Source organism: Rossellomorea vietnamensis, assembly GCF_008180415.1.
Lineage (GTDB): Bacteria > Bacillota > Bacilli > Bacillales > Bacillaceae_B > Rossellomorea > Rossellomorea vietnamensis_C.
Window position 1 is genome coordinate 375,874 of sequence record NZ_VTEI01000002.1, and the last position, 16,642, is coordinate 392,515.

At 40.0% G+C, this 16,642-nt stretch carries 19 protein-coding genes; 8 read left to right on the forward strand and 11 right to left on the reverse strand.

Annotated features, from left to right (window positions below):
• Positions 1-237 precede the first annotated feature (237 nt).
• Both abc-f and FZC78_RS04425 read right to left on the reverse strand, forming a co-directional pair.
• Complete coding sequence (gene abc-f, locus FZC78_RS04420) at positions 238-1,821, reverse strand: ribosomal protection-like ABC-F family protein (protein ID WP_148938440.1); 1,584 nt, start codon at positions 1,819-1,821, stop codon at positions 238-240.
• Positions 1,822-2,266: 445 nt separating this feature from the next.
• The gene (locus FZC78_RS04425) at positions 2,267-2,809 is read right to left on the reverse strand and encodes a DinB family protein (protein ID WP_148938441.1); all 543 of its coding nucleotides are present in this window, start codon (positions 2,807-2,809) and stop codon (positions 2,267-2,269) included.
• A 362-nt stretch (positions 2,810-3,171) separates the two neighbouring features.
• On the opposite strand from FZC78_RS04425, the gene FZC78_RS24710 reads away from it, so the two are divergent.
• Positions 3,172-3,423, forward strand: a complete 252-nt coding sequence (locus FZC78_RS24710) for a GNAT family N-acetyltransferase (protein WP_353733564.1) — start codon at positions 3,172-3,174, stop codon at positions 3,421-3,423.
• Here the strand turns inward: FZC78_RS24710 and FZC78_RS24505 are convergent.
• Positions 3,397-3,531: a hypothetical protein gene (locus tag FZC78_RS24505; protein WP_286365469.1), complete on the reverse strand. Its 135-nt coding sequence runs from the start codon at positions 3,529-3,531 to the stop codon at positions 3,397-3,399. The genes FZC78_RS24710 and FZC78_RS24505 overlap by 27 nt on opposite strands.
• A 345-nt stretch (positions 3,532-3,876) precedes the next feature.
• Here FZC78_RS24505 and FZC78_RS04440 point away from each other — a divergent pair, with 345 nt between their 5' ends.
• Together FZC78_RS04440 and FZC78_RS04445 are read left to right on the forward strand one after the other, a co-directional pair.
• Entirely contained in the window at positions 3,877-4,341 is a 465-nt protein-coding gene (locus tag FZC78_RS04440; RefSeq protein ID WP_148938442.1) for an NUDIX domain-containing protein, read from the forward strand.
• A gap of 65 nt (positions 4,342-4,406) precedes the next feature.
• Entirely contained in the window at positions 4,407-4,652 is a 246-nt protein-coding gene (locus tag FZC78_RS04445; protein WP_148938443.1) for a DUF2164 domain-containing protein, read from the forward strand.
• Between the two features lie 383 nt (positions 4,653-5,035).
• On the opposite strand, the gene FZC78_RS04450 is transcribed toward FZC78_RS04445, so the two are convergent.
• Complete coding sequence (locus tag FZC78_RS04450) at positions 5,036-5,473, reverse strand: hypothetical protein (RefSeq protein ID WP_148938444.1); 438 nt, start codon at positions 5,471-5,473, stop codon at positions 5,036-5,038.
• 214 nt (positions 5,474-5,687) lie between these two features.
• Here FZC78_RS04450 and FZC78_RS04455 point away from each other — a divergent pair, with 214 nt between their 5' ends.
• Complete coding sequence (locus FZC78_RS04455) at positions 5,688-5,873, forward strand: histidine kinase (RefSeq protein ID WP_148938445.1); 186 nt, start codon at positions 5,688-5,690, stop codon at positions 5,871-5,873.
• 228 nt (positions 5,874-6,101) lie between these two features.
• Here the strand turns inward: FZC78_RS04455 and FZC78_RS04460 are convergent, their stop codons facing one another.
• The 3 genes from FZC78_RS04460 to FZC78_RS04470 all read right to left on the reverse strand — a co-directional run bounded on the left by FZC78_RS04460 (position 6,102) and on the right by FZC78_RS04470 (position 9,311).
• Positions 6,102-7,040, reverse strand: coding sequence for a ring-cleaving dioxygenase (locus FZC78_RS04460; protein WP_148938446.1), 939 nt, complete (start codon positions 7,038-7,040; stop codon positions 6,102-6,104).
• 97 nt (positions 7,041-7,137) lie between these two features.
• Entirely contained in the window at positions 7,138-7,536 is a 399-nt protein-coding gene (locus FZC78_RS04465; protein WP_148938447.1) for a DoxX family protein, read from the reverse strand.
• 338 nt (positions 7,537-7,874) lie between these two features.
• Positions 7,875-9,311 carry an ATP-binding protein gene (locus FZC78_RS04470; protein ID WP_187444798.1) on the reverse strand — a complete coding sequence of 479 codons (1,437 nt, stop codon included), beginning with the start codon at positions 9,309-9,311 and terminating at the stop codon, positions 7,875-7,877.
• Positions 9,312-10,011: 700 nt separating this feature from the next.
• Here FZC78_RS04470 and FZC78_RS24130 point away from each other — a divergent pair.
• The 3 genes from FZC78_RS24130 to FZC78_RS04480 are packed head-to-tail and all read left to right on the forward strand — an operon-like array spanning position 10,012 to position 11,859.
• Positions 10,012-10,551, forward strand: a complete 540-nt coding sequence (locus tag FZC78_RS24130; RefSeq protein WP_252183499.1) for an MFS transporter — start codon at positions 10,012-10,014, stop codon at positions 10,549-10,551.
• 2 nt (positions 10,552-10,553) lie between these two features.
• Positions 10,554-11,291, forward strand: a complete 738-nt coding sequence (locus FZC78_RS24135; protein ID WP_252183500.1) for an MFS transporter — start codon at positions 10,554-10,556, stop codon at positions 11,289-11,291.
• Complete coding sequence (locus FZC78_RS04480; protein WP_148938449.1) at positions 11,236-11,859, forward strand: TetR/AcrR family transcriptional regulator; 624 nt, start codon at positions 11,236-11,238, stop codon at positions 11,857-11,859. The genes FZC78_RS24135 and FZC78_RS04480 overlap by 56 nt, the downstream gene beginning before the upstream one ends.
• A gap of 235 nt (positions 11,860-12,094) precedes the next feature.
• On the opposite strand, the gene pssA is transcribed toward FZC78_RS04480, so the two are convergent.
• A complete protein-coding gene (pssA, locus tag FZC78_RS04485; RefSeq protein WP_148938450.1) occupies positions 12,095-12,784 on the reverse strand; it encodes a CDP-diacylglycerol--serine O-phosphatidyltransferase in 690 nt (229 codons plus the stop codon).
• Between the two features lie 153 nt (positions 12,785-12,937).
• Between pssA and FZC78_RS04490 the strand changes: the two genes are divergently transcribed.
• Positions 12,938-13,747 carry an EcsC family protein gene (locus tag FZC78_RS04490; RefSeq protein ID WP_148938451.1) on the forward strand — a complete coding sequence of 270 codons (810 nt, stop codon included), beginning with the start codon at positions 12,938-12,940 and terminating at the stop codon, positions 13,745-13,747.
• Positions 13,748-13,792: 45 nt separating this feature from the next.
• Here the strand turns inward: FZC78_RS04490 and FZC78_RS04495 are convergent, their stop codons facing one another.
• The 3 genes from FZC78_RS04495 to FZC78_RS04505 form a co-directional block, all read right to left on the reverse strand.
• Positions 13,793-14,728 (reverse strand): cation diffusion facilitator family transporter, encoded by a 936-nt coding sequence (locus FZC78_RS04495; RefSeq protein ID WP_187444799.1) that lies wholly within the window; start codon positions 14,726-14,728, stop codon positions 13,793-13,795.
• Between the two features lie 11 nt (positions 14,729-14,739).
• The gene (locus tag FZC78_RS04500; RefSeq protein ID WP_148938453.1) at positions 14,740-15,048 is read right to left on the reverse strand and encodes an ArsR/SmtB family transcription factor; all 309 of its coding nucleotides are present in this window, start codon (positions 15,046-15,048) and stop codon (positions 14,740-14,742) included.
• Between the two features lie 321 nt (positions 15,049-15,369).
• Positions 15,370-16,641, reverse strand: a complete 1,272-nt coding sequence (locus FZC78_RS04505; protein WP_252183501.1) for an ATP-binding protein — start codon at positions 16,639-16,641, stop codon at positions 15,370-15,372.
• Position 16,642 lies beyond the last annotated feature (1 nt).

Sequence of the window (16,642 nt, forward strand, 5' to 3'; positions counted from 1 at the left end):
CCCTCATAGTGTGGTTAATTTTCGGAATTAGGATCAAATAACAACAAAGTTTACGAAAAGAGCCTAACGAAAAGAACCCTGCCTGCCTAAAGAGAAACTCCTGGTGTGTAAACGCGGCTTAGCACACTGAGCAAAACAAAAAGCCGCTATACAAGAGAAAAAAGTTCCCCCTTGCATTGCGGCTTTTATAATATATTATTTAAAATTTCTGTCTCCTGGACCACACGGCACTCTCAGTTATTGTTTCAGCTTCTTCAATCGCTCCAGGACCGATTTATACTGAGCATCCAGTTCTTTTACATCATCAGCAGGAGACGGCAAGCTCAATCTGCCTATCAATTCTGTGAGCCTTGTCTCCAGTTTCAGCATTTCTTCTTCATTTTCTTCTAATGAACTGATCTTTTGTTTCGAAGCCTCTAACTGCTTCAATCCCCCGTCAAACATGCTGATCGTCCCGTCTTGGAACCTCCACAGCTTATCAGCGACGTTTTCAACGAATCTTCTATCATGGGAAATCAGCAAAACAGTGCCAGGGTAATCTTTCAGTAAACCTTCCAATGCCTGAATTGTATCAAGATCAACATGATTGGTCGGCTCATCCAGGACCAGTAGGTTATAGTCACCGACAAGCAGTTTGGCGATGGCTGTTTTGACACGTTCTCCACCACTCAGGACTGAAATCGGCTTAAGAACATCTTCTTCAAAAAACCTTAGGCGAGCGAGTATGATTCTGATCACATGCTGGGGGAGAGTGCTTCCTTCTGTCACAAATTCCAAAACACTGGAACTCTCAGGAAGAGTTTGAAGGCTCTGCTCAAAATATCCGGTTTTAACATTTTGGGACATATCTATTTTTTCAGAATCCTCCTCAAGCAGTTGTCTGATCAAGGTGGTTTTTCCGCATCCATTCCTGCCGATGCACGCAGTCTTACTGCCTGTTTTTAATTTAAGGTGCGGTGTTTCATATAGCTTTTCGCCTTCTATATGCTTTGTTAAATCTTTAGCGGCAAGTAATATTTTTCGATGAACTGGAGATTGCAGAACATATTCCATCTTGACCGCATCCCACTCAAATGGTTTTTCAACCTTTTCCATTCTCGCGATCCGGTCTTTGATCACGGTTGAAACACGTTCGACTTTTCCGCGTTTACCTGCAGCTTTTCCTTTATACAGCTGCCACTCCGAATTCCCCATCCTTGACGGGGGTTTATCCATTCCCTGTGCCTGCCTCTGTTTCATATCGACCCTTGCAAGAAGACGCTTCTTTTCTTTAGAATAGCTATCATATTTAGCTTCCTGTTCCTTTTTTTCACGTTCTTTCTCTAGTAGATAATCTTCAAAATTCCCTTGGTATTCTCTTAACTGTCCATCATCCAGCTCCCATATTTTCGTACAAACTGAATCCAGAAGACTGCGGTCATGAGAAGCCAGCAGGAAGCTCCCCCTAAACCCCTTTAGCCTTTTCTGCAATTCGGCAATTCTTTCCCAATCAAGATTATTGGATGGTTCATCCAGAAATAAAAGCTGATGTCCTCCAGCAAGCAAAGAATTCAGCTTCTTTATTGTCCATTCGCCGCCGCTTATATAAGGTTCATCTGAAGAAATACCTAACTGCTCCATATAACCTCTGCTGCAAAACCATTCCACATCAGGATGGGAAGCTGTCAACCCATGCAAATATTTCAAAAGGAGGGATTTGCCTTCACCATTCCTTCCGATCAACCCGATTTTATCTCCCTGATAAATCGTTAATTGCTTCTCATCAAAAAACTTCTTTTCACCGATGGTATATTGCACATTCTTCGCTCTCATAAATAACATAAAAAAACCTCCCCGAAATGCTCCGGAAAGGTTAGTATATAATCTATGCTCAATATAAAGAAAAAGTTACACGTACAGAAAACATTCATGAAATTTCTTCATGAAGACTGAGTATACTTTTTTGAGCAAGAGTCCTTAATTTATAAAAGTGCTGTTAATAAAGCGGTTGATCCTCCCATTAGTGAAGGTTCAGATCCACTTCAATTTGCGTAAACAGAGCTTTTTAATAAATGGACATACTTATCCTATCCGGAACGAGTCTAATCATTTCATATGCATTTTGCACTTCTCGTTTTTTGTGGGATAGGTAAATTACTTCATTGCTCAAAAGTTCAGTCCTTTCTGTTTCGATTACTGATAGTATATTGGGAATCATTAGAAAATGCAACTGTTAATGAAATAGTTTTCTGATCTTAAAAGAAAATCATAAATTACAAAAACTCACTTAGGTCTCTTTTTCTTTTGCATAAAGTTTCCGTATAAGCCTGATCTGGCCCCTGTGATTAATTTCGTCCTCAAAGACGTGGAACCATTTAAAAAAGTTATTTCCCTTTCGTTCAAACCACCAATCAGTCTCGCGGTACAGCCAGCTTTCATCAAGTGAAGCAAATTTCTCCTTCGTTATCTTCCTGATTGAAGCAAGTTCTTCCAGATAAAACTCAACTGGTTTGCCTTTTATCGTAAAAGCCTCAGCACCAAGTCCTACTGCCGGTTCTAGAGTATCTGCATAATTATTAATCTCGTCATCATTCATTTCCTCAAAGGTGAGTTTTTGGAACACTTTCTCGATTGCTGCCAAATGGGCCAGCAGCATAGCGATCGAATTGAACTCTCCACCATATCGATAGTCGATTTCTTCCTGAGTAACGTCCTTCAAATCTGCCAATGTGGTAAACCTGGCATAGTCCATCATAGAAATCAAAACCGAGAAGTCCTTTTTAAAGCCATCTTTTTCTTTAATCAATAACAGTTCCTTATCGATATCCATTTTAGCCCCCCTGCCCTTTTCATAATCTACTATCCTATAGTATCATATTAATTAGTAATATTGCCCAATTGAGAAGGAGGTGCTCTAATGGAAAAGTAATAGTGTTCAAAGAAATGGCTGCAGAAGACCTTCCTTTAATGGAGAAGTGGCTGCAATAACACCCGGTCTATGAATTTCAGGGAGGCAAACCAATAGAGCCTGAGGCCGTTCAAAAAATATAACCCTAGAATTCTCGGCTGCCATTTTGTCAGACCCTATATCTTCCTTTATGAGGGTACTCCTGCAGGATATCTCCAAAAATATAAAATTAAGAACCCCATGCTTTCCAATGGGGATTTGCAAAAGAAGAGTCAATATTCGGCATCGACTGTTTCATCGGAGAATCAGAATTATTCAACAAAGGCATTGGTACGAAGATGGTGAAAGAATTTATCAACCAAATCATTCAAGAAGATGCACCAGACTTCATCGTACTCGATCCTTCCAAGGAAAACAAAAGGGCAATCCGCTGCTATGAAAAGGCAGGCTTCAAGAGTAGATCCGAGATTAATGAAGGCACTTCTTTAGTGATGGAATTCAATTGTTCATTAAACCGGCCTTCCCATTCTGTGTAACAGATGGTCTATGACAGGAAGAGTGCAGAAATCAAACTTTTCTATGTCATTATTTTTGATCCATGCTGCTTCCAAAATATCAGCATTACCAGGTAGTTGTTTATCCAAGAACAGCTTTCCTGATATTATTTCAGCAATTTATGTAAACTTGCCATGTTTAGACGACAGCTGTTCAATTACTTTTGTTTCGTACCCCGTCTCTTCCTTCACCTCCCTGATCATTTTCTGGTGTTTCCCCTTTCTAAATACCTCCTCCAGGAAAAGTCCAGATGACGTCCCCTCTTTGTACATATTACCTGACCATTAATACATGTTCGTCCCTTTCAATGACTCCACGAGAAATCACATTACACACCCTTTCTTTCACTTGTTCTATACTGGATTGTACATTATTTCAAAATGAATTTAAATCTGGTAGAATGAATTACTATTATTGTAAAAGGAAGTGTTTCAATGAGTTATCCAATTCGAGTAAGAGCAGGCGCATTAATTATTCATGATCAAAAAGTCCTCTTGGCAAAATTTGAAGATGAAAACGGAATTCACTACAATCTTCCAGGCGGCGGAGTGGAAGAAGGTGAGTCCACAGCAGAAGCCGCGGTAAGAGAAGCCAAGGAAGAAGCAGGAGTAGATGTTTCTGTATCAAAATTGGCGTTCATCTATGAGTATGCACCTCACCAAAATAATGACATATACGGAAGCACACCGAACCTCAGTCTCTTTTTCGACTGCCGGATTTCCAGCTTGAACTCCCCCTTGCCTGACTCCCCTGATCTCAACCAAATAGGCGCGGAGTGGGTTGCCATTGAAAATCTCAATTCTATTACTCTATATCCTAAAATCCAGTCTCATATAACAGAATATGCCGCCGGTTTGTATTCTTCCGACCTGATAGAGGAACGACAGCTAAATAGATAACCAATGGCAAAATCCCAGCATTTCTGTGTTACTATGAAGAAAACTACTTGAGAGGATGGGTAGAAGTGTTAACAATAAAAATGACAAAAGAAGATAAAGAGGAAATCATCGGGAGAATTCAAACTTTTCATTATGAACAGCATGGCGAGGAAATCGGCATGTTAGGAGCAGAAAACCTTTTTGAGTTTTTCGTGCGAGAACTGGGTCCTTTCTTTTATAATAAAGGGATAATGGATTCCAAAGACGTCCTTATGGATAAAATGCTGATGCTTGAAGAAGATTTATACGCATTGAAGCGGCCGATGAAATAAGGTTGAAAGCAGACGGCTTCAGCTTACTAGTGCGAAATATCCTGCATTCAAGAAATTAACTACTTACTTTCTTAACGAAAAGCTGTTTTCTCATGAATGGTTGTTTCAGGAAAAATCCAGAGCCGAAGTTTTTCTCTCTGAACAAGATGAGCAGCTCTTTTCTTTGGAGCTTACCAGGTTACTTCAGGTGAAATATGGTGATAGTTTTTGATATTTATATTAAATAAAAATAAAGTTTACAAAAAGAGCCTTACGAAAAAAACCAAAGGATGATTTCCTCCTTTGGTTCACTCGTTGTCCCCACTACCCAGTATCCAGCTTCTATTTTTAATTAGAACAGGGACCTTCCTCATGAAGCATCTTTTTTCCTGCTTATTTAGAAATTAATTCACTTTATGGATTTCTTCTGTAGCAAACACTTTTTCAGTATTCAGGACATCAATTTCCAACGCATTTTCCTCTTTATCTTCGATGATACCCTTAAGCTTTTCTTCAGAAATTTCTTCAGTTAAAGGCAAAGTCTCGTTAATTTCTATTATTTTGGGTTTTTCACCTTCTTTATGGCTGAGATATTCTTCTTCAAAAATGAAGAGGTCTTTTCCAAGTACCCTAACCAGTTCGCCGTCGTAAGCAAAAAGTCTTACTTGATACGGAGTCTCTGGCTTCATATTTTCATCGTTCAAAATGATCTTGATCTCCAATTGCTTTCCATCTTCAGATAGTGAAACACTCGCATTATCAACCATTTCAATTTTATTACTGCATCCTGCCAGCAGGATCATTAAAACAATCAAAGACAAAACTATATTAATCTTTCTCAAGAAAACGCCTCCTATTCTATTTTCCACTTTTATTATCATACTATAGGGAACACTTACAGGGAAATTGATTCACAAAAAATTATAAGTAATATTCAATAGGTACTGGTGCAGGCTGCCAGCCCGTTCATTGAGTTTTTAGTATTCGATAAACTACCTCAAAACAATTATGATAAACTATAAAAGTCTTATATTTATTTCTTAAGGACGTGATGTAGTGAAAAAAAGGCTGGCTGTCGCCATTTCGGTTTCTGTTCTTGTCTTTATTTTGGCACTTTGGTTTTTATCCAGTAACTATAGGGAAATAGAACAATTGACAAGGATCTTGATTGCACTTGGGGGTACGATTCTTTCCGGGGTGATTACTTATTTTCTTTTTCCAGAGAATGAAAGAAAGATATAAGGGGTTTCAATTATTATAATGGCAGACTTCTTCCACTAAAATTCCACCTGCCTATTAGGATAATGAGACTGCGTAATTTCTTTCACAGCCCGGTAGTGTTTGTGCCAAAACTTGATAAATCAATAAAAACGCACTGTGAATTCTATTGTGAATTCAAGTGCGTTTCATATGTGTATTAAATGTTTAACTATTTAAAGGTAACCGCTACTGAGAGAACAGGTGGTTGCTTCAATCCAATAAGCGCACCTCAATCGGCTGCAGAACCTGTTTGAGCTGTTCTCTATGAGTTTCATATTGAACTGGCAGCTTTAATTTAGTACCTAATTCTTCAGGTGCCTCATCTATGGAAAATCCAGGTGGATCTGTCGCAATTTCGAAGAGGATGTCTCCATGTTCTCTGAAATATACAGCGTTGAAGTAATTTCTGTCCTGAACAGGAGTGACAGGATAGCTGTTCTTTTCCAAATGCTCTTTCCATTGAAGTTGATCGCTGTCATCCTCCGCTCGCCAGGCAATATGATGTACAGTGCCGACACCCATTCTTCCACGAGCCACCGCTTCCTTCTTTAAATCCACTATATTCCCAATATCCGCAGTGGATTTAAATCGGATAAATTCATCATCCTCACCTATTTGTTCAAGGCCCATGACATCTATCAGCAATTGTGCTGTCAGCTCCGGATTGGCTGATAAGAGACTGGCTCCCGCAAAACCTTTGATTGCGGAATCTGAAGTCACTTCACCCGCAGTCCATTGATTGACCTTGCCACTCCCTCGTTCAACCAGTTCTAACTGAAGCCCATGAGGATCATTGAATACCAGGCTGGTTTCTCCGAATCTCTCATCCCTGCTGAAAGAGACTTTAAATTTTTCAAGGCGGTTTTCCCAGAAGGACAGCGAACCTTTCGGAACAGCATAAGAGGTAGTCCCGACCTGGCCGCCGCCAATCCTGCCTTTGTGGGCTCCATCCCAAGGAAAGAAAGTAATAATTGATCCGGGGCTTCCCTGTTTATCTCCAAAATATAAATGGTATGTCCCAGGGTCATCAAAATTGACCGTTTGCTTAACCATCCTCAAGCCCAGAACCCCAGCGTAAAAATCAACATTCTCCTGTGGATTTCCAACAATCGCTGTTATATGATGAATTCCCTTCATTTTTGTTTCCATAGTATCACTCCTGTTTAGTCAAAGAATATTTGCTGCAGATAGATATGTTCATTATAGGGTATAAAGAGTCATCCTCAAAAATCTTGTCATTTAAATTTTAAAATAAAATTGCATCCAGAGCATATTTCCCTGGACCAGCCAGCGCAAGCCCAATTGCCACTGCCAACAAAGCAAGGTTGTATTCATAGCCATTATTTGTTGACCAATAGCCATTTGCATAATGGACTTTTACAATGGCTATCAGCATAGTGATGGCTATCATGATACCGGCAACCGGCGTAAGAAGCCCCAGGACAAAGAAAATACCTCCCAAAAATTCAGCAAGTCCTGCCAAAAGCGCCATTGCCTTTCCTGGTTTCATTCCAAGAGACTCCATCCACCCTCCTGTTCCCTCCAGTCCATAACCGCCAAACCAGCCAAACAGCTTTTGAGCACCATGGCCAATGAACGAAAGACCAATCACTAATCTAATTATCAATAAACCTGTATCCAACATACTTATTCCTCCTGATATTTAATTTATTTTGAATTCGAGATATCTTAATAAAATTTTTTCAAGTTATCTTCTTGAAATAAGTGCACTCTCATTATTCTTTAGATAATAAAAATTTATCTTGAATTCGAGATAATTTTATAAGAACATCTCTTTTCTGTCAACTGCATAATTTAATGTTATTCAAGAATTTCAAAGTTGCTCCTAAAAAAGGCTTGGTTTAAAAGACCTTTTTGCCTGTGGTCTATTTAGTAACTATCAGCTTCTCAGCTAATACTGCTTTTTGTTTCCCCATACTTCTGCATAAAAGAAGCAGCTGGAAATCCCCAGCTGCTTTTTTATTAGTTTGCAAAAGGAAAAACCACTGTAAAAACAGTACCTTGTCCTTCAGTACTATCTATGCGCAGTTCCCCTCCATATTCTTTGAGAATCCTATTGCAGATGGTCAATCCGAGGCCTGTTCCCGTTCCTTTAGTTGTGAAGAATGGTTCTGTAATTTGGCCAAGTAAACTTTTGGGTATCCCGCAGCCTTCATCTGTTACTGTTACTTCAACCCTGCCATTTTCTACAGATAAACCTACAGAAACATCCCCTCCGTCTTCCATCGACTCAATTGCATTTTTCATTATATTGATGAATACTTGTTTGATTTGCTGCTTATCGCATTGAATAACTATTTCCTGGTCATCAATCGTATTGTTGATGACCACATTTTTCAATGTTGCTTGGGGTTCAAGCAGCGTGACGACTTGGTCTATTAGTGTAATGATATTGTGCTGTGTGCGTATAATAGCCTGTGATTTGGAGAGGGAAAGCATTTCACCTGTTATCCTTTCTATTTTATCTATTTCTTCCCTCATAATCTCGGCATATCTTTGGTTTTCTTCAGGAATTTTAGTCTCAAGCAGCTGCAAAAAACCTTTAATCGATGTAAGGGGATTTCTGATTTCATGTGCGATACCGGCGGACAGCTGGCCGGCAGTCAATAACTTTTCGTTTTTTACTGTATGCTGATGCTGCTGTTTGTTTTCGGTAATATCTCTTAGAATTACCTGCAATGAAGGTTTATTATCTATATTAAACGGCATGACCACAGATTCGACAAACCTGGAGGTGCCATCAAGCCTGATAAATTCCCGCTCCACCCTTTCCGCCGGTCCATTTGGATGATCGATGACGTTTATCGTTCTTTGCTTTACATCCTCGTGGTCTCTTGGGTGAATAAAATCCAATACTGACCTGCCGATAATTTCGCTTTCATGCTGGGCCTTGAAAAGCTTCAGACCTGCTTTATTTATATATTGAAAAACATTATCAGTAACTAAAGCTACGGTATCAATAGAGTTATCAATCAACGTCTGATAGTGCTTCTTTTGCATGAGGTATCTATGCTGAAGCCTGCTGCTCTCGCTGGAATCCTTAACAATAATATAGTCCAGCTTTTCACCATTTACCGTAATCTTTGATACGACCGTCTCAATCTCCAGCACATTGCCTTTCATAGTCATAATATTTTTCAAAGAGCTGCTTTGAGGAATACCTCTTTTTAGCATGGCCAACTCTTTAATTGTGTGCTGATAAGAGGTTTCGTGAGTGAAGTCTATAACATGTTTACCTCTGATAAGCTCAAGACTATCTGCTTCCAAGAGCTTTAGGGCATGTTTATTAGCAAAAAGAAAAACTCCATCTCTGCCCAGAAGGACTGGAAATGGGGTAGCTTCCATGGCATTCATGATCGATGTTTTCTGCTCTAATATCTGTAGATCATTTTGATTCATATCCATAACATCCTGTCTTCATATCGTATTATTCACATTATACCATTTTTTGCCTCACAACAGACCAGGACTTAACATTCAATTCCAGCATCGTTGAAACCACCCAACTTCCCCCAGATTCTGCAAAGGAGCAGGCAGATGACTTCGGATACCTTCTCCTTTGGCTCTTCTTGATGGCTGTTTTTGCATATATTGTTGCTTTCGGATACCCCCGGATACTAAAAGTTTTATCTCTTATCGAGGGAAAGTAGCTCTTTTCTTTTCGGTATTACCAGCTTTCCCCCCTCTTAATATGGTTATTTTTTTGGAATTCGTATCAAATAGCAACAAAGTTTACGAAAAATGCCTTTAGAAAAGAGCAGTTTGAAAATTGATGTTGTGTTTTATTTTCACACTGTCATCCTAAGTACCCTTCTACGCAAAAAATAAAAAGCTCATCTACATTTAAGGTGAAAAGTCTTTGATTCCGAGGAAATATCACTGTTCAAAATTTTTTTAGAAATATCCAACACGAAGATAGCCTTTTCTATAGAAAGGCGAGCATTAGACTGCTCTTAAGAATCACACTCCTCTAAAAAGAGTTTCTCCTTGTCTGGAAAAAAATTGTTCTTTTGCAAATAACACTTGTTAATCGACACAAGTGTCGTTATAATAAAGTTAACAAAACGACACTTATGTCGTTTATTTTGGAGGGATTTAGTTGGAACGTAAATTAAGTCAGAACAAAAATTTCGTCCCTTTAATCACAGCTCAAGCTATCTCCAGTTTAGGTGATTGGTTAAGTATTGTAGCAATCATTACGCTTGTTGGGTTAAAATGGGAAGCAACCCCCATGCAAATGTCTCTTATCATTTTGAGTCTTGCTATGCCGATGGCTTTATTAGGTCCGCTATCTGGAGTAATTGCCGACCGGATGGAACGAAAAACACTAATGATTGTTTCTGATGTAGCCAGAGGCATACTCATCCTGCTGCTGCCCCTTGCAAGCAGTGTCTGGATGGTTTATATTATTTTATTTGCAACAGGGATTTTTTCGTCTATATTCGTTCCTGCCAAAAACGGAAAGTTAAAAGAGCTGGTGAAGGATGAGAATATAAAAGGGGCCATGTCCCTTACCTCGATGATCGATTCAAGCACCAAAGTAATGGGACCGCTGATCAGTGGTATATTGGTTTCTTCGTTCGGAATGTACAATGTTTTTTATATCGATTCGGCAACCTTTTTCTTTCTGCTATTCTAATTTTGCTGTTACCTGCCACAGCGAAGGAATCTTCTAACAACAGACAGGAAGGTAAACAGGACTCTTCTCTTAAAACCGATTTACAGGAAGGAATCACGTTTATAAGGCAGAGCAGTTACCTACTATATGGATTATTTCTTTTGGGAATCAGTTTATTGATCCTCCAGTTGTCGGATTCACAGATCATCATTTTGCTCCGTGAATTAACAAATGTTTCACCGGATTTATTCGGGTATGCTGTAACTAGTTCAGGGTTGGGAATGCTTATTACCGGTGTCTTTCTCTCTAGGAAGACAGAGTATAATGCCTACATGTATATGTGCTTTGGGGTCTTAGGCATTGGTACAGGGTTTGGGGTAATGGCCGTTCTTACGTACTTCAATCTTTCCCTATCTATTATTTGGGTTCCATTTCTTGCGTTGATTGTAGGGATTTCTGCAGGTTTTGTTTTCATTCCCTTCCAAGCAGCGGTACAGGAAAAAACACCAGTTCATATGACGGGCAGAGTTTTTGGGGTGATCAACAGCACCATGACTACAGCCACAATTATTGGGCCGCTTGCTGGAGGAGCGCTGGCCACTGTCATAGGAATCATTCCATCCTTTGTTGTCACCAGTTCTTTGCTCATATTCCTTTTCTTCATCTCAGTATTATTCCGAAACAAAGTCGAACAGGAGGATGAACATGTCACCGAAAGTCAGCCAGGAACACAAGGAGCAGCGTCGCGCCAAATTAATTGAAGCTGCTGCAGAAGTATTTATTGAAAACGGTTATGAAACTGCTACCATGAAGCACGTCATGGACAAAGCAGGTGTAAGCCGAGGAGGGTTATATCAATATTTTGAAAATAAAGAAGATCTTTTCCGTGAAGTCATTCAAGGCAATCAAGAGAAGATCATAGATGGTTCATTGGAAAAATTGATAAAGCAGCAGAGTTCCTATTGGGATGTCCTGCTGGTTATCATGCTGGGAGATAAAAAAGAATCCAATGATAAAATGGATCCCCTTTCCCCTTCAAAACTGGAATATTTCGTGACCAGAAGAAATGACGAAAAACGTCGTGAGTATGCCCGCCTTAGATATTTCGATGCTTTTGAAATGACGACAAAGATTATTGAAAGAGGCGAAACTGCCGGTGAATTCATTCCCAGATTTCCCATTAGGCTGATAGCCAAATCCATTATTTCTTATATAGATGGACTCGCATTGGGTCATGCCATTTTAGACAGCAGGACACTCGAATTAAAAGAACAGACCACATTATTACTGAATTATTTAAAATGGGCTTTAGGAGTGGAGGAAGAGTGATCTGTGCGGGGCACAGATCACTCTTTTTTTGTCTCATACAAGCAGCCTTGAGGACTATTATTTCCTCCTTACTATATAAATCGTTAATCTGTAACCAGCAGGCAAAAATACTACAGTCAACTGTGATTCGGCCGTTTGCAGTATTTTCGCTCTCCTAGGGGCTTCTTCCTTTATTGAGGATTAATCATGAGAAAGGACGAAATCAAAGTGATTTCGCCCTTTAAAATATTTACTATTATTCTCTTCTGCTTTTTCCCTTCACAAAGCGATAGGATAAATAAGCAATGTATAAAGGAACAGCCACATAGATCAAATAAGGGAACTGCTCATATGTCCCTCTGTAAATGATAAATAAAAGCCCTGCTATGAATACCGTGATGATCGTACCGTATTTAGGCAGCGGAATGTCCTTTAAACTAGGAATCCGTACCCTGCTTACCATGAGAAAACAAAGCGCTGTAAAGACCACCGTTGTTACGATGTTGGGAATGAAGTTCCCGAAAAGAGTCAGTAACGCCAGGATTCCTCCTGCTGCAGTAATGGGGACACCTATGAAATAACTCAGGCCTGTTTTATCTGAACTGATATTGAACCTGGCCAGCCTGTATGCTCCAAACAAAGGGAACAACCCTGCAACAGCAAATCCAATCATGCCGAATTGAAAAAAGTATGTATAGTACACCAAAAAGGACGGCGCAACACCGAATGTCACAATATCCGCCAATGAATCAAGTTCTTTTCCAAGCACAGAATCCGCTTTTAGCATTCTTGCCAGACGCCCATCCATACTGTCCAGCATCATGCCAATCAATATCAGAATAGCCGCATTTTTGAACTGACCGTTTGCAGCGAATCCAATAGACAAAAATCCGCAATATAAATTACCCAAAGTAAACATGTTAGGAATGCTTTTCTTAAATCGCATTTTAGATTCTTCACTCTCCGTAAATTTCTTACTGATTTCTATTATTATACCATTAAAAATCACTCACTCACCCTTTTCTTTTAATTTGGGTTTTCAATATGGGTAATTTATGATAGTAATATCATTAAATCGTTTTACCTAGAGGAGGACAAGATGGAAACAAAACAAGAATTACTTGCAGCACTTGAAGAAACAAACCTTTGGATTGAGGATCAGAAGAAAGCCTGGTTCTGGGAAAAGTGGACCAGACTTCCTTTTAAGATACTGGATAAAATCACACCCCAGTTTATTCATAAAAAAATCGGTTCTTTGCTGGATGAAATGGGCGGCTATATACAAAATGGAGGAAAATATCTAACTTCCCAAAAAATGATGTACTCCTACATCGAAAAGAAGACGGGCAGGACTATCTCGAATTTAGAAGACATATCCTCTCTTGAACTTGCTGAAATGGACAAGCTCAGCAAGACCCTTGCCGGATCAAGAAAGCAGGCAGCTGCAATACAAGGAGCAACGACAGGCATCGGCGGCCTCTTCACTTTGACAATTGATATACCTGCATTGCTGGGCATTTCATTGAAGACACTCCAGGAAATTGCAGTGATTCATGGGTATGATCCCAATGATAAAAAAGAAAGAGTCTTCATGATTAAGTGTCTGCAGTTTGCCTCTGCTGATATCGTCGGTAAGAAAGCTGTTCTCGACAATCTATCTGCCTATTACGAAGGAGAAGTATCAACAAATGAGGTCATGGCTCAAATTCAGGGGTGGCGTGAGGTAGTGTATACTTACAGGGATCAATTTGGCTGGAAGAAGCTGTTTCAAATGGTGCCGGTAGCCGGGATCATTTTTGGTGCTTTCACTAACAGGGCCATGATCAGTGATATTGCAGAGGCTGGTACAGTTCTTTACCGTAAAAGAAGAATCTTAGACAGACTTCACTACAGAGAAGATTCAGTATAAAAAACAATCCCCTCCCTGCTTGTCAAGGGTGGGGATTAGTTATAATCAGGCATGGACATCTCCATGTGTCAGTTCTGAGCGTTCGATCTGAATGGTTGTATGGTTGATCTGGAATTCTTCTTCAATGATATTAATGGCTTTCTGTAAAATTTCCTGGTCGTCTTCTTCATCTTCAATTAATATATGACAGCTCAGTGAATTCATTCCTGAAGTTATTGTCCAAATATGGAGATCATGAACGTTAAAGATGCCATCAATACTCTCCAGGGTGCTTCTCACCTTCTGCACGTCTATGCCTGAAGGAACCCCTTCCATCAAAATATGCACTGTATGGGTGATGATCCCCCATGCACTTTTCAAGATCAACAAGGCAACCAGGACACTTATGAGAGGATCGGCCCAGTACCAGTCAAACCAAAGCATGATGGCACCTGCTATAATCGCCCCTACTGAACCTAAAGCATCTCCAAGTACATGAAGATACGCACTGCGAAGGTTGACGTTATCTTTAACATCCCCTTGCTTAATCAGCGCCCATGCGCTTAACAGATTGGCCAGCAGACCGATAAAAGCTATCAGCATCATGGCACCGCTTGATACATCTGGAGGATCAAGAAAGCGTTCATAGGCTTCAAAGACAATAAATCCTGCTATCAAAAATAATGTAACCCCATTGAGTAAAGCAGCCAGAATCTCAAATCGATAGTATCCAAACGTCTTGGCTGAAGAGGCGGCCCTTCCAGCCAGCCACATGGCTGCCAAACTTAATGCCAATGAACTTGCGTCACTCAGCATATGTCCTGAATCAGACAGCAAAGCAAGACTATTGGTGATCAATCCGCCGAAGAACTCGAGAACCATGATGCCGGTAGTGATAATCAACGCAATCAGAAGCCCTTTTTTGTTTCCTTCTCTCGAGTGATGATGTCCGTGATGGTGCCCATGATCATGTCCATGCGCGTGTCCGTGGTGATGATGCACGTTAATTCCTCCTAGTCATGAAGTGAATGATTGATAACCTGTTTTAGTATTTCGATCACATGGTCATCATCATAACTGTAATAAAACGATTGGCCATCCCTTCTTGCTTTAACAAGCCTTTGGTTCTTCATAGAAGACAGTTGATGAGAAACCGCCGATTGTGACAAACCGAGAACTTCGGCTATGTGCCCGACCGAACATTCTTCCTGTGTGAGAAGATAGAGAATTCGTACTCTGGTGGGATCAGAAAGGGCTTTGAATGTCCTGGAAACCCTATCAACAGTTGCTTCTTGTAAAAATTCATGCTTTCCCTTATCCATAGATCGACTACCTCTTTCAGCTCTATTTTATTATATGAACAAATGTTCATATGTTGATAAAACAATTATAACATTTATTCATGTATATGTAATCCCTTACTAGCCTTAAATGTGCATTACTTCTAAGAAAATAAGAAAATAGAAAAAGGCGCCTGTTCGAAAACAGGCGCCTTTGATGCGTATTGAGGCGAGAGACCGTGCGCCACATCGCACGTTGCTTATAAAGCTTGTCTGTCGGCTTACACAATTAGCTCATCGCTCAATAAATATAGCATGATCATCAATTTTTTACAAGTCTTCTTTTCATGGGAAATAATGACTTTAATTCAGAATGGGCAGTGTAATGGTAAAAATGGTACCGGAGCTCTCGCTGGATACACTCATATTTCCGCCATGATTTTCAATGATTTTTTTACTGACGGAAAGTCCAAGGCCGGTTCCATCATCTTTTGTTGTGAAGAAGGGATCAAATACATGAGAGATCATAGAAGGCTTAATACCTGAACCATTATCCTTAAAATGTATTTCAAGGCCAGACCCCTTTTTTATTACCTCTATTACGATCTTCAGCGAGCCAGTGCGTGCCTGAAACGAGTTGCTGAACAAATTGATGAATACTTGAAGAAATTCTTCTTTATTTCCATTAATAAGGCACCCTTTCGCTTCTTCTGCTACGGTGCAATCAAAGGAAATATTGTATAACAGCGCTTCGCTGTTGAGGAATTTACTGATGTATTCAACCATAAAATTTTCTATTTCTAACTTTTCAGAGGGAGTCTCCAGCGGTTTTGCGATTCTCAGGAAATCGGTGATGATTTTGTTTGCCCTGTCTATCTCCGGAATAAGCAGGCCTTTAATCAAGGACGCGGTCTGTTCATCTGACTCGGCATGCATCAGCTGAAGATAGCCTCTTACTGTTGTTAAAGGGTTCCGGATTTCATGGGCAATTCCCGCAGCGATCCTCCCGGCAAGGCCTCTCTTTTCAGCTTCTTTCACTCCATTCAAAAACTGAAAGGTCCCTACCACCCTGAGCAGTTCGCCATTAGAGTCCCTAATGATTTGAGTATTATTGATTCCGTAATTTTTATCTAATACTTCCCTGTTGACTATCGGCTTTTCCGTCCTAAGAGTTTCCAGAAGATTTATCTTAGAGTCAGGGAGGCCCAAAAGTTCGCGAATGTGCCTTCCAACTACTTCATCACGTTTCACTCCAAGATCGGCTGCTGCCTGCAAATTGCAAAGCGTCACCAGTCCTTTCGCATCGATGAAAACGATATGGTGCTGCACCAAGTCCAGAATCGGTGCTAAAAAATATTCCATTTGGTCAAACGGGATATCGAGAGTAGACGTAATGGCCGGAGATTCTGATTCTGCTGTTCCCTCAATTAAAGAAAAGCTTTCCTGATTCTTGATGATTTGTTTCCCCGAAGCAGGATCATTGTAAGTAAAACTGAAAGGAAGCTTCTTTATCATCTCACGGTAAAGCTCAACTTCTTTTTCAAGTTCATCTGCTTTTTCTTTCAATTTATCAAGATTATTCTTCATAACATCGTCCTTTGGTAGCATTTGTGCCAAATAATTACATAATTCCATT

What these genes read in the sequence shown, in the direction of transcription:
- abc-f (WP_148938440.1), bottom strand. Translation starts at nt 1,821, where the DNA reads ATGTTATTTATGAGAGCGAAGAATGTGCAATATACCATCGGTGAAAAG.
- FZC78_RS04425 (WP_148938441.1), bottom strand. Translation starts at nt 2,809, where the DNA reads ATGGATATCGATAAGGAACTGTTATTGATTAAAGAAAAAGATGGCTTT.
- FZC78_RS04440 (WP_148938442.1), top strand. Translation starts at nt 3,877, where the DNA reads ATGAGTTATCCAATTCGAGTAAGAGCAGGCGCATTAATTATTCATGAT.
- FZC78_RS04460 (WP_148938446.1), bottom strand. Translation starts at nt 7,040, where the DNA reads ATGGAAACAAAAATGAAGGGAATTCATCATATAACAGCGATTGTTGGA.
- FZC78_RS04465 (WP_148938447.1), bottom strand. Translation starts at nt 7,536, where the DNA reads ATGTTGGATACAGGTTTATTGATAATTAGATTAGTGATTGGTCTTTCG.
- FZC78_RS04470 (WP_187444798.1), bottom strand. Translation starts at nt 9,311, where the DNA reads ATGAATCAAAATGATCTACAGATATTAGAGCAGAAAACATCGATCATG.
- FZC78_RS04480 (WP_148938449.1), top strand. Translation starts at nt 11,236, where the DNA reads ATGTCACCGAAAGTCAGCCAGGAACACAAGGAGCAGCGTCGCGCCAAA.
- pssA (WP_148938450.1), bottom strand. Translation starts at nt 12,784, where the DNA reads ATGCGATTTAAGAAAAGCATTCCTAACATGTTTACTTTGGGTAATTTA.
- FZC78_RS04490 (WP_148938451.1), top strand. Translation starts at nt 12,938, where the DNA reads ATGGAAACAAAACAAGAATTACTTGCAGCACTTGAAGAAACAAACCTT.
- FZC78_RS04500 (WP_148938453.1), bottom strand. Translation starts at nt 15,048, where the DNA reads ATGGATAAGGGAAAGCATGAATTTTTACAAGAAGCAACTGTTGATAGG.
- FZC78_RS04505 (WP_252183501.1), bottom strand. Translation starts at nt 16,641, where the DNA reads ATGGAATTATGTAATTATTTGGCACAAATGCTACCAAAGGACGATGTT.